This window comes from Methylomonas sp. 2BW1-5-20 (assembly GCF_052474515.1).
In genome coordinates this window covers 4,492,072-4,504,259 of record NZ_CP184127.1, presented here as the reverse complement: position 1 = coordinate 4,504,259, position 12,188 = coordinate 4,492,072, and the positions used below count along the sequence as shown (strand labels likewise).

General features: G+C 54.6%; 10 protein-coding genes. 5 read left to right on the top strand and 5 right to left on the bottom strand.

Going from position 1 to position 12,188, the window contains the following annotated elements; translation table 11 throughout:
• Positions 1–111: 111 nt before the first annotated feature.
• A complete protein-coding gene (locus ACH50O_RS20720; protein WP_446809645.1) occupies positions 112–2,592 on the bottom strand; it encodes an ABC transporter permease in 2,481 nt (826 codons plus the stop codon).
• Positions 2,589–3,281, bottom strand: a complete 693-nt coding sequence (locus ACH50O_RS20715; protein WP_446809644.1) for an ABC transporter ATP-binding protein — start codon at positions 3,279–3,281, stop codon at positions 2,589–2,591. Before ACH50O_RS20715 ends, ACH50O_RS20720 begins: the two co-directional genes overlap by 4 nt.
• On the opposite strand from ACH50O_RS20715, the gene ACH50O_RS20710 reads away from it, so the two are divergent.
• Entirely contained in the window at positions 3,280–3,879 is a 600-nt protein-coding gene (locus ACH50O_RS20710) for an arylesterase (RefSeq protein ID WP_446809643.1), read from the top strand. The genes ACH50O_RS20715 and ACH50O_RS20710 overlap by 2 nt on opposite strands.
• A gap of 10 nt (positions 3,880–3,889) precedes the next feature.
• Here the strand turns inward: ACH50O_RS20710 and ACH50O_RS20705 are convergent, their stop codons facing one another.
• From ACH50O_RS20705 to ACH50O_RS20695, 3 genes are all read right to left on the bottom strand, one after another.
• Complete coding sequence (locus ACH50O_RS20705) at positions 3,890–4,840, bottom strand: glycosyltransferase (protein WP_446809642.1); 951 nt, start codon at positions 4,838–4,840, stop codon at positions 3,890–3,892.
• Positions 4,841–4,879: 39 nt separating this feature from the next.
• Positions 4,880–5,962 carry a GNAT family N-acetyltransferase gene (locus ACH50O_RS20700; RefSeq protein ID WP_446809641.1) on the bottom strand — a complete coding sequence of 361 codons (1,083 nt, stop codon included), beginning with the start codon at positions 5,960–5,962 and terminating at the stop codon, positions 4,880–4,882.
• Positions 5,963–6,290: 328 nt separating this feature from the next.
• Entirely contained in the window at positions 6,291–6,755 is a 465-nt protein-coding gene (locus ACH50O_RS20695; RefSeq protein WP_446809640.1) for a hypothetical protein, read from the bottom strand.
• Positions 6,756–7,183: 428 nt separating this feature from the next.
• On the opposite strand from ACH50O_RS20695, the gene ACH50O_RS20690 reads away from it, so the two are divergent.
• From ACH50O_RS20690 to tadA, 4 genes are all read left to right on the top strand, one after another.
• Complete coding sequence (locus ACH50O_RS20690; RefSeq protein ID WP_446809639.1) at positions 7,184–8,602, top strand: acetyl-CoA carboxylase biotin carboxylase subunit; 1,419 nt, start codon at positions 7,184–7,186, stop codon at positions 8,600–8,602.
• Positions 8,603–8,618: 16 nt separating this feature from the next.
• A complete protein-coding gene (oadA, locus tag ACH50O_RS20685; RefSeq protein ID WP_446809638.1) occupies positions 8,619–10,442 on the top strand; it encodes a sodium-extruding oxaloacetate decarboxylase subunit alpha in 1,824 nt (607 codons plus the stop codon).
• Positions 10,443–10,593: 151 nt separating this feature from the next.
• On the top strand, positions 10,594–11,559 hold the full coding sequence (locus ACH50O_RS20680; protein WP_446809637.1) for an L-threonylcarbamoyladenylate synthase: 966 nt from the start codon (positions 10,594–10,596) through the stop codon (positions 11,557–11,559).
• Positions 11,560–11,562: 3 nt separating this feature from the next.
• The gene (gene tadA / locus ACH50O_RS20675) at positions 11,563–12,027 is read left to right on the top strand and encodes a tRNA adenosine(34) deaminase TadA (RefSeq protein ID WP_446809636.1); all 465 of its coding nucleotides are present in this window, start codon (positions 11,563–11,565) and stop codon (positions 12,025–12,027) included.
• The last annotated feature ends 161 nt before the right edge of the window (positions 12,028–12,188 follow it).

Here is a 12,188-nt window from a genome sequence, read left to right as displayed (position 1 = left end):
GTCCTTAGAAGGGGCCGAACATCGTGCCTCGAGGTATAAAATCAAACCGGCAATCATACGCCGGGATAAGCCGGGCAAGGAAGCCAAAAAACTAAATGAAAGCGCCGAGTATCAACGCCGCAACACCTGTAACGGCGGCTGACTGACCACCTGCCGCACCCCCCAATATCCGGCCAGCCCCACCGTGGCCGCGCCTATGGCCGGCAATGCGCCCCACAAATGGAAGCTGGGGTGATAATCGATATGTATCACTCGGCTATATAGCGCGTACAAAATCGCCTCGCTGGCCAGTGCCGCCAAAATGCCAGCCAGCGTACCGAGCAAACCGAACTCGATCACATGCGTGGTGCGTAACAAGCCGCGCCGGGCACCCAGCGTGCGCATCAAGGCACCTTCGTAGATCCGTTGATCCAGCGTGGCGTAGACGGCGGCAAACAGCACGGTAAAACCGGCCGCCAACGCAAAATACAGCAGCAGATTGATAGCCTTGGTCAACTGCGTCAGGATCATTTTGAACTGTTTCAGGATCTGATCGACTTCCAGTATTGTAATGGCCGGGTATTTTTTCAGCAGTGTAGTCAGTAGGTTTTTTTGACTATCGGCCAGATAGAAGCTGGTCATGTGCGTCGTTGGAAAATTATCCAGCGTGCCGGGCGAAAATATCATGTAAAAGTTAGGCCGCATCGTGTCCCATCGCACGCTACGAATATGGGAGACCTTAGCGCCGAATTGCGCGCTACCCACGGTAAAGGTCAATTGATCGCCCAACTTGATTTTCAGGCTTTCCGCCAATTTTTGTTCTACCGACACCAACCCCGGCTGTTCGCCTTGCCAGGGATCGCCGTCTGTGGTTTTGTTATCGTCCGGCAATTGCCCGGTCCAGGTCAGGCTCAATTCGCGTTGCGTAGCGCCCTCACCCTGCGTGTCCTTGCTGACGCGGCCTTGCACTGGCTCATCATTGATCGTCACCAAGCGCCCACGCACCACCGGATAAAACCGGCTGCTGGCGATTTGCGCTTGTTGCAACTCGTCTTGAAATGCCTGCTGGCGTTCCGGCAGGATATTCAACGCAAAATGATTCGGCGCCTGTTCCGGCAATTGCTGCTGCCAGTTGTCGATTAAATCGCTACGTACGCTAAAACTCAGCGCCATCGCGGTTAACGTGATACTAAAAGCCAATATCTGACTGACGCTGGCTTGGCTGTTCCTTAGCAATCCCTGCAAACCGAACCGCCAATTCAGTCCCATCTTCGGCAACAGCTTGCGCGTCAGTAATAGCAAACTGTATATCCCCGCCCCCAAGCCGAATAATGCCAGCGTACCCACACCCAAAATGATGGAGGTCATTTTCGGATCTTCGGTGTAGCGCCAAATCAAGCCGCCGATGATCGCCAACGCCAAACCGTAAATCAACCAGCCGCTGGTGGGTAGCGGCTCCAGATCGCGGCGCAATACCCGCAATGGCGAAACTTTTTGCAAGCGCAGCAAAGGCGGTAAGGCAAAACCCAGCAATATCGCCAGGCCGGTAATCAAACCGAAAAACACTGCTAGCCAACTGGGACTAGCCAATTCTTGCGGCAACAAGGACTTTAACAGCTCAAATAAACCGAATTGCGCCAGCCACCCCAATCCGCAACCGGCTCCGCTGGCTACCAAACCCAGTACCAGAAACTGCAAACCGTAGAGCCAGACAATTTCCGCTTGCTTGCAACCCAGGCAACGCAAAATGGCGGTGGCGTTGAAATGCCTTTCGGTGTAACGGCGGGTGGCCATCGCAATCGCTACGCCGGCAATCAGGATCACCACGATGCTGGATAAGCCCAAGTAACGCTCGGCGCGCTGCAATGCCGAGCCCAATTCCGGCCGGTCCTCATGTATATCCAGCATCTTTTGCGACGGTTTCAATTGCGGTTTCAACCAATCCCTGAAGGCGGCCAAGGCCTGCTCGTCACCGCCGAACTGGAAGGCATAACGCACATGACTGCCGGGCTGAATCACTCCGGTGGCGGCCAAGTCGTTTTGATTGATCATGACTCGCGGCGAAAAGCTGTAAAAGTCGCCGCGTTTGTCCGGTTCGTAACTCAATACCCGGCTGATGGTCAGCGCTTTTTCACCTACGGTCAGCGTATCGCCGATTTTCAGATGCAGCGTCTGCAAAACGCGTTTGTCCACCCAGGCTGAGCCCGCTTCCGGGCCTTTACCGACGACAGTTTCATCCTGCGATTCAGCATCGCTGGTTTTCAATTTGCCGCGTAGCGGGTAGCCGCCGCTGACAGACTTTACCGAGGCCAGCAGCATTTCCTGGTTTTCCAACAAAACGCTGGCAAACTCGCTGGTCTGCGAGTGGGACAAGCCCAATTCGCGGGCCTTGGCCAGCCAGATTTCGTCGATCAGCGCCGGGGCAGCCACCACCAGATCGCCGGCTAAAAACTCGGCGGCTTGTACCGTCATGGTCCGCTGCAGCCGGTCCGCAAACAGCGATATCGCAGTGGAACTGCTCACCGCAATCAGTAAAGCCAGCAGCAGCAAGGTCAACTCCCCGGAACGGCTATCGCGCCATAGCAGCTTTAGCGCCAGATTGAAGCGCTTCATACCATGCTCCCGGCATCCAGGCGAATGGTGCGTTGACAACGTCCGGCCAGAGACATGTCGTGAGTCACTAAGATCAAGGTGGTGTGCTGTTCCTGATTGAGTTCGAACAGAAGATCGATAATATGCGCGCCGGTCTTGCTGTCCAGATTGCCCGTCGGCTCGTCGGCGAACAAAATTGCCGGCCGCGTGACAAAGGCCCGCGCCAAGGCCACCCGTTGTTGTTCGCCGCCGGACAACTGTCTGGGTGTGTGGGTCAGACGATGCGATAAACCCACCCTATCCAAAAGCGCGCGGGCGGCCACCTCGGCTTGAGCATCTCCACTGAGCTCCAGCGGCAGCATCACGTTTTCCAGGGCCGTCAAACCCGGCAAAAGTTGAAAGGATTGAAATACGAAACCGACCAATTCGTTGCGCAATAAGGCGCGGCCGTCTTCGTCCAGCTTGGTCAAGTCGCGGCCATTGACGACCACTCTACCGGTGCTGGGTGTATCCAGCCCGGCCAGCAAACTGAGTAAGGTGGATTTGCCGGAACCGGACTCGCCGACAATCGCGAGACTCTCGCCCGGCTTGATGATTAAATTCACCGATGACAAGATATGTAAAATGCCTTCGGAAGTCGGAACCGTTTTGCCGAGTTGTTCGGTGACGATAATCGGGGAATTGGTCTTATCAATATGAGTATTTAACATGTATAGCGTGATCCTTGCTGTTGTCCTAAGTGTGTTGCCGGTAACCGCATTCGCGAAATCGATAGTGGTGTTGGGTGACAGTATTAGTGCCGGTTACGGCATCGAAGTTCAGCACGGCTGGGTGGCATTGCTGCAAAACAAGCTGGCCGACCTGCATAGCAGCTATATTATCAGCAACGAAAGCATCAGCGGCGACACTTCGGCCGGCGGTTTAGCCCGGCTGGAGCAAATTTTATCGCGGCACAAACCGGATATTCTATTGCTGGAACTGGGCGCCAACGATGGTTTGCGCGGTTTGTCGCCGCCGGAAATGAAAAACAATCTGACCGAAATCGTCCGGCGTTCGCAAAAAATCGGCGCCAAGGTGATGTTGCTGGGCATGAAGATCCCGCCCAATTACGGCAAGCGTTATGTCGAAATGTTTTACGAGGTTTATCCGCAACTATCCGCGGAATTGAAGATTCCGTACGTGCCGTTTATCCTGGAAGAGGTGGCATTAAACCCCGAGATGATGCAGGCTGACGGCCTGCATCCGAATGAACTGGCTCAACCGGTGATAGGGGAGAAAATCTGGGGATATTTACAACCGTTGCTATAGAAACCAATGGCTATTTTGCCGCCAACGCTTGTTTGAAGGCCGGCAGTTGCCGGTAACCCGCGATTTCCCCGGCTGTAAACCGCCATTTCATTTTTTTTTGCAGACGTTGCTGCTCGCGCGGCTCCAGCCAAAAACTCAAAATTCTAACCAGATAATTCCGCAGCAAATACAGCGGAATACCGGCAATGCTTTTGCCTGACGGCGCTTCGACATAGGCCAATACCTGACAACGGCCCACGTCGAACATCCAACGGCAAACATAGCTTTTAGTCATACGTTCCGGAATATTGCAGTGATACAGCAAGGCTTCCGGCACGTACCGAAACTGGCCGCCGCCGCGCCGAAAGCGGCCCATGTATTCGGTGTCTTCCGTAAACGGCACCGATGTTCCCGGCCCGAGCTCCTCGCGAAACCAACCGTTTTTGGCAACAGCCTTAGCTCTCAACGCGGTATTGACACCGCCCGGAATGACTTGTTCGTCCAACAACGCCTGAGTCATACCGAAATCGCGGGTATTGGTGATACCGCGCGGCAATGCAAATTCGCCTTCGGTATGCAGCCAGGCTGGTATCTCGCCCAGCCATTTGGGTAACACTTTGCCGGCAAAACCGTCGATTTGCGGATGCGCGGCGGCTGCATCGATGTAAGCCTGCAACCAGCTTGCTTGGGGTTCGACATCGTCGTCGGTGAACACCAGCAATTCACCTTGCGCTTGCTTTATTGCCCGGTTCAGCGCGCGGGACTTGCCCGGAATGGGTTCCGCTAAGCAATAAACCGGCAACCGCCCCCGCGCCGCCTCGGCCGCGATCACCGCGACGGTATCGTCGCTGCTGCCGTTATCGACCATCAGCAACTCCCAGCTGCTATCGCTGTTCAGCCGCATGGCGGCCAATGCGTCGAACAAGCGCGGCAAGATCGACGCTCTGTTGCGGGTGCTGATAATCACGGAGGCGTTTAACATAGGTTGCAGACCGAGTTTAGAATGTTGGATTAAGCGATATTACAGCGGATGATCGAAATAATCGCCATCGATCCCGCTGCGGTACCAATTTTGCAAAATGTTGTCGGCTAGCGGCGGCTCGCGATAGATCAGATAGCGATTGCCGCGCGACGGCACCGCCTCATAGCCAAGACTGCGGAACAGACTGGTCAATGACGGCGAGGCTACTTCCATACTGGCCCAGCTAATGCCGTTCTCTCGCCAATAGCCGAACAAATAATACAGCAGAGTCAGCAAAGCCGGCTCGTCGTCCAACGGATAAAACACATCGCGCAATACCGCCATGCTGATAGCATCGCCAAAGCTTTGCTGATGCCAGATAGCATAAGCCCGCAACTTACCGGCGGCATCCCGCAGTGCGAACAATCTTAACGGACAGGTTGGGAAATCGAATAAACGCCAGTTTAAATAACGGCTGCTGCGTTCCAGACAGGAGAGATAGCCGGCTTTGGCCCGATCCCATAATTCATCGAACTCGGCATCGCAACGCGAAACCTCCGCAAACGTAAAGCCGCCGCTACGCAATTTGACATTGCGTAAGCGCAAGTTGAGGTCGAACATACTGCCTAGCAGATGCCCCAGGGTTTTTCCGGCCCGTTTTTCCCAGGAACCGCTATAACCGACCCGCAGGCGAAAAAAATCGTTATCGGTGCCGCCGATCTCGGCAAATCCGCATTTTTTGAACGCTTTTTGGGTAATCACGCCGGCGGTCACGGTACCGTTGAATGGTGCAAACTCCAGGCTATGCTCAATCAGCCGGGTAGCTAAACCCTGGCCGCGAAATTGCTGATCGACGCTGGTGTTGGACCCGAATGCAATAGATACGGATTCCCCTTGCAACCACCAAGGTTGCACAAACATGGCGCGGAAACCGACCAAGCGTCCACTGTGCCAAACCCCAACGCCGACGCACGGCAGCGTTTCTTGCCAAGGATTCTGTAAGATGCGACGCTCGAACCATTGCCGGATATATTCCGGATGTTGCTGAAACTCGTCGAAATTAGCAATGGCAATCCGGACACAATCCGGAATATCCGCCCGTTGAATCGGTCCATAAACAAAATGCTCTGCGGCTGCGGACATATACGCTTCCCAATAACAATACTGATGATCAGAAGATAGGCTAAAAACTCAATTAAGGTACACGCATAATCAGGTTCGCGGTTTGCTTGACAAACACCGCCATTATCGACGCAATCTTTACTTAATACCAAGCCCGGCAATGCATTACCCCAAAGCAAAGATACTGTGCGCAATTGAGATAAATCGCGTATTGCCGGTAGCGATTTTGGACGGTGGCAAGGCGATGACCTTGGAACTTGAGAGGGGGAAGGCTTACCGGCAGGAACGCGGCATCTTGACAGCCACCGCCGAGCGAAAACCCGGCGGCGGAAAACAGTTAATCGATTATTCAGTACAAGCCGGCATTTATTGCGGTGTTGCGTTTTTTCAATCCCAGAAGACCCAAAACGCCGCTAAGAAATAGCCACACCGCGGTAGGCAGGGCTGCTTTTAACGCATCAGCGTTGGTTTCGTCGATCAAAGGCTCGAATGCGAAGTTTAGCCGTCCGAAAAAATCGAATTGCGTAAGCAGACTGCCGAGCGCATCCGCTCTGGACAAAGCTTGCCGAAATGCATATACGGCCTGGCTTTTGACCTGAATAAACAGCGATAGGGCATAATCCTGAAAGACAGATTCGCGTAACTGCACCACCGCTAGCGCTTGATAAGAATTTGGCAAATCCGGCGTAGTCGATTTTAGGAACTCGGCCGAGTTGAGGCTAAGATCGGTGCCCGCAGCCTGCGAAAGCTGAATTCCCCAAAAAGATAGGCCTATAAAAAATATCGCCGAAAGCAGCGGCTTATGTTTGTCCATGTTAAAACCCCAGAATTAATCAATTATTTAAGAGGTGAAACCCTAATACCGGAAAAACTGCTAATTAATTGAATTAGCACGGCTTCGCGGCAAAGGCGTCCGTCAAACTTAGGATAGCACTATATATGCCATTTTCAAGAGCATGATTTATATAAATATTTTTCGGGCGTGCCGCGCGTTCTGCTTAGTTTAAGACAAGCACTGCCAACTTACTGTTGCTAACACAACAACTTAGCCGCCGGCCAATGCACTGAAATGCCAAGCCAGCCTCCCCGAAAGCGGGAAAAATGTTTCGCTGCTTGCCAAACTCGCGGTCCGAACGACGCCATTTCAATTCGGCCTGCCATTCGACGGTTTTACAGTTGAAAGATAGCCATAACTTGTTAGAGTAGTAAGCAAGTTACTGAAAACGCGGACTCGGGAGCATCATGTTACGCAAAATATTGATCGCCAATCGCGGCGAAATTGCTGTCCGTATCATTCGGGCTTGCGCGGAAATGGGCATACGTTCAGCCGCCATCTATTCGGAAGCCGATCGCTTTGCCCTGCACGTTAAAAAGGCCGACGAATCCCATTACATCGGCAGCGAACCGCTGGCCGGCTACTTGAATATCTATAGTCTGGTGGATTTGGCCTTGCGTACCGGCTGCGATGCGATTCATCCGGGCTATGGTTTTTTATCGGAAAATGCCCAGTTTGCGCGCGCCTGCCAGGAACGCGGCTTGGTCTTTATCGGGCCTTCCGCGGAAGTGATTCAACGCATGGGCGACAAAACCGAAGCCCGCAGCGCAATGATCGCCGCCGGTTTGCCGGTCACGCCCGGCTCGGACGGCAATCTGGATAGTGTCGAGCACGCCTTGCAGGTGGCGGAACAAATCGGGTATCCGATCATGCTGAAAGCCACTTCCGGCGGTGGCGGCCGCGGCATCAGGCGTTGCGACAATCCGGACGAACTGCGGCAAAACTACCAACGGGTAATTTCCGAAGCCACCAAAGCCTTCGGCAGCGCCGACGTGTTTCTGGAAAAATGCGTGGTTAACCCGATTCATATCGAAGTACAGGTATTGGCCGACCATTTCGGCAACACCATCCATCTTTACGAGCGCGATTGCTCGGTGCAGCGACGCAACCAAAAACTGATCGAAATTGCGCCATCGCCGCAATTGGAAGAGGCTCAACGTCAGTATCTGGGCGGCTTGGCGGTAATGGCTGCCAAAGCAGTGGGTTACACCAACGCCGGCACCGTCGAGTTCCTGCTGGACGCCGACGGCCGTTTTTATTTCATGGAAATGAACACCCGGGTACAAGTCGAGCACACCATCACCGAAACCATTACCGGCGTGGATATTGTCGAAGAACAAATACGCGTCGCCGCCGGCCTGCCGCTACGTTTCAAGCAGGAAGAAATAGTCAGGCGCGGTTACGCGATTCAATTCCGCGTCAACGCCGAAGATCCGAAAAATAATTTCCTGCCCAGTTTCGGCCATATATCCCGTTACTACGCCCCCGGCGGTCCTGGCGTGCGCACCGACACGGCAATATACACCGGTTACGAAGTCCCGCCGTTTTACGACTCGATGTTAGCCAAAGTCATCGTCAGCGCCATGACCTGGGAAGATGCGATCAATCGCGGCGAGCGCGCATTAAAGGACATGGGCTTGTTCGGGATCAAAACCACGATCCCCTATTACTTAAAAATTCTCGGTCATCCGGACTTTCGCCGCGGCCGTTTCAACACCGGCTTTGTCGAAGCGAACCCCGATCTGATCAATTATTCAAACAAGCCGCGACCGGAAATTCTGGCCAGCGTGCTGGCGGCCGTCGTGGCCTCTCATACCGGCCTGTAAGCCAAAGGACACTGCAATGAGTAAAGTTTACGTAACCGACGTTATCCTCCGCGACGCCCACCAATCATTAATTGCCACCCGCATGCGCACCGAAGACATGCTGCCGGCCTGCGCCATGCTGGACGATATTGGCTACTGGTCGCTGGAATGCTGGGGCGGCGCCACTTTCGATGCCTGCCTGCGCTTCTTAAAAGAAGACCCCTGGGAACGCTTGAGCAAACTAAAAGCTGCGCTGCCCAATACTCGCCTGCAAATGCTGCTACGCGGCCAAAACCTGCTTGGCTACCGGCATTATTCCGACGATGTGGTACGTAAATTCGTCGAGACTGCCGCCACCAACGGCATGGACGTGTTCCGGATCTTCGATGCGTTGAACGACATCCGCAACCTGGAAACCGCTATCGAAGCCACCAAAGCAGCCGGCAAGCACGCCCAAGGCACAATCTGCTATACCACCAGCCCGGTGCACGACATCGCCAGTTTTATTAAATTGGGCAAGGGCCTGGCCAACCTGGGCTGCGATTCGATTGCCATCAAGGACATGGCCGGCCTGTTGACACCCTATATTGCCGGCGAACTGGTCAAGGCTCTGAAAGACGCCGTCGATCTGCCGCTGCATCTGCATTGCCACGCCACGGCCGGCTTGGCGGAAATGTGTCAGATTAAAGCTATCGAAGCCGGCTGCGAACATGTCGATACTGCTTTATCTTCCTGGGCCGGCGGCACCAGCCATCCACCCACCGAATCTTTGGTCACCGCCTTACGCGGCACAGAATACGACACCGGCCTTGATTTGGATAAACTGCAAGAGGCGAATCAATATTTCGCGGAAGTGCGAAAAAAATATCGCCGCTTCGAAAGCGAATTTACCGGTATAGACACCCGCGTGCATATCTTTCAGGTGCCGGGCGGCATGATCTCCAATCTGGCCAACCAGTTAAAAGAGCGCAACGCACTGGACCGCATGGCCGAGGTTTACCGGGAAATCCCGGAAGTACGCAAGGATTTGGGCTACCCGCCGCTAGTAACCCCTACTTCGCAGATTGTCGGCACCCAGGCCGTGCTGAATGTCTTGACCGGCAAGCGTTACGAGACCATCAGCAACGAAGTCAAGCGCTACCTGCACGGCGGTTACGGCAAGGCCCCCGCTCCGGTTAATCCGCAACTGCAAGCCAAGGCGGTCGGCAAGGAAGAAGTCATCGAGTGCCGCCCGGCCGATTTGCTGAAACCCGAGTTTGAGCATCTGCGCAACGAAATCGCCCATTTGGCCGCGAACGACGAAGACGTGTTGAGCTTTGCGATGTTCCCGGAAATCGGCAAACAATTTCTGGAACTGCGTTCCACCGACAACCTAGTTTCCGAACCGTTGGAACTGGCAGACGCGCCAACACCGGGCGAAGTGAAAAAAGCCCCGACCGAATTCAACGTGGCGCTGCATGGCGAGTCCTATCACGTGAAAGTCACCGGCGCCGGCCCGAAAAACCAGAGCTTGCGGCATTTTTATTTCACCGTGGACGGCATGCCGGAAGAGATCGTCATCGAAACCCTTGACGAAATCGTGCTGGACGGCGGCGCGCAAGGTGCGGTGCAAAGCGCCATCGCCAGCAAACAGCGCCGGCCCAGCGAGCCGGGCGATGTAGTCACCAGCATGCCGTGCAATATCATCGACGTCCTAGTCAAGGAAGGCCAAAAAGTTAACGCCGGCCAATCCTTGCTCGTGACAGAAGCGATGAAAATGGAAACCGAAATCACCGCGCCGATAGGCGGCATCGTCAAAGCCATTTATGTCGCAAAAGGTGACGCGGTTAACCCGAATGAGGTGTTGGTGGAAATTAATTAGCGGAAAAGAACAAAAACGAAAGGTAAAATAGTGCATTTGCCGCGTGGGTAGCTTTTATATATTTGTAGCAGTTTGCTTCTGCAAATAATTTCGCCGCTACAATTATGTTCGCCGGCCATCTTTTTAGCCCTTCATCTGTCGCCTGATTACTTTGAATCCTAAACCCGTCACCGAAGAATCCATCCGCTATGCCGTCGAACTGTTACGGCAAGGCCAACTGGTCGCTTTTCCGACCGAGACCGTATACGGCCTGGGCGCGGATGCAGCCAATCCCGACGCGGTCGGCAAGATATTCGCCGCAAAAGGCCTGGCCGATCACCCGCTGATTGTACATATCGCCAGCGCCGCGCAAATCGACGACTGGGCGGAAACTGTGCCGGAAGCGGCATTAAGGCTGGCGGAACGTTTCTGGCCAGGACCGTTGACGATGATACTGAACAAAAAATCGGCGGTGCCGTCGGCGGTTACCGGCGGCCAAGATACCGTGGGCCTGCGGGTACCGGCCAATCCGGTCGCGCTGCAATTATTGCAAGCCTTCGGCGGTGGCATCGCCGCGCCGTCCGCCAACCGTTTCGGCCACATCAGCCCGACGCAGGCCCAACATGTCGCCGAAGAACTTGGCGATAGTGTGGCCTGCATCCTGGATGGCGGACCTTGTTCGGTGGGCGTGGAATCGACCATCATCGATCTTAGCGACGGCATCCCCGCCATCCTTAGACCCGGCCGCATCACCCGCAGCCAATTGAAAGCGGTATTGCAAACCGATGTACGCCTATCGCCGCAAAGTAAAATCCGCGCGCCCGGCATGATGGCGGTGCATTACGCGCCGAACACCATGGCGCTGCTCTGCCCGGCCGATACGCTAATCGCGATGACCGACGACTTATGCGCCCAAGGCAAACATATCGGCATCCTGGCATTCAGCGCCGAAATCGCCGAGATCCCCTGCCTGCATTTGCTCAGATTACCGGCCGACGCCGAGCTTTACGAACCTGCCTTGTACAGTTCGCTACGCGCACTGGACAATCTACAGCTGGATACCATCCTGATCGAACAGCCGCCCGATAACGAAGCCTGGGCCGCTGTCAACGACCGCCTGAATAAAGCGACCGTTTAAAAGATGACCGACGAGGAATGGCTGCGTTATGCCATCCGTCTGGCGCAACGTGCCGAAAGCCGGGGCGAGGTACCAGTCGGCGCATTGCTGGTACATAACGACCGATGCATCGCCGAAGGCTGGAATCAACCTATCCAAACCAACGATCCCACCGCCCACGCCGAAATCGTCGCCCTGCGCAAAGCCGGCCAGAAGCTAAACAACTACCGGCTGAACGACACCACGCTCTACGTCACGCTGGAACCCTGCGTCATGTGCATGGGCGCCATCGCCCACGCCCGCGTCAAACGCCTGGTGTTCGGCGCCTACGACCCCAAGCGCGGCGCGGTCTGCCACGCTTTGCAACTCAGCGACGCGCCGTTTTTGAATCATCACGTAGAATGGACCGGCGGGGTATTGGAAGCGGATTGCGCGGATTTGTTGAGCGATTTTTTTAAAGGCAGACGCAAACAGTCTAAAGTTGGATAACGATACAGTTCGCTGAAATCAATTCCATCTCTTGCTGGAAAACGGTTTGCGGTTTTGTCATTGCCACCAATCCTGACGGTCTCATCTTTCGGCGATGACATCATGTCACGAGCCGACTTCACTCGAAATTTGCGAAACTCGTTACCACGTTGTCGACATAG

Excerpts from the sequence above, each read along its gene's own strand:
- ACH50O_RS20720 (WP_446809645.1), bottom strand. The coding sequence starts at position 2,592 with ATGAAGCGCTTCAATCTGGCGCTAAAGCTGCTATGGCGCGATAGCCGT.
- ACH50O_RS20710 (WP_446809643.1), top strand. The coding sequence starts at position 3,280 with ATGTATAGCGTGATCCTTGCTGTTGTCCTAAGTGTGTTGCCGGTAACC.
- ACH50O_RS20715 (WP_446809644.1), bottom strand. The coding sequence starts at position 3,281 with ATGTTAAATACTCATATTGATAAGACCAATTCCCCGATTATCGTCACC.
- ACH50O_RS20705 (WP_446809642.1), bottom strand. The coding sequence starts at position 4,840 with ATGTTAAACGCCTCCGTGATTATCAGCACCCGCAACAGAGCGTCGATC.
- ACH50O_RS20700 (WP_446809641.1), bottom strand. The coding sequence starts at position 5,962 with ATGTCCGCAGCCGCAGAGCATTTTGTTTATGGACCGATTCAACGGGCG.
- ACH50O_RS20695 (WP_446809640.1), bottom strand. The coding sequence starts at position 6,755 with ATGGACAAACATAAGCCGCTGCTTTCGGCGATATTTTTTATAGGCCTA.
- ACH50O_RS20690 (WP_446809639.1), top strand. The coding sequence starts at position 7,184 with ATGTTACGCAAAATATTGATCGCCAATCGCGGCGAAATTGCTGTCCGT.
- oadA (WP_446809638.1), top strand. The coding sequence starts at position 8,619 with ATGAGTAAAGTTTACGTAACCGACGTTATCCTCCGCGACGCCCACCAA.
- tadA (WP_446809636.1), top strand. The coding sequence starts at position 11,563 with ATGACCGACGAGGAATGGCTGCGTTATGCCATCCGTCTGGCGCAACGT.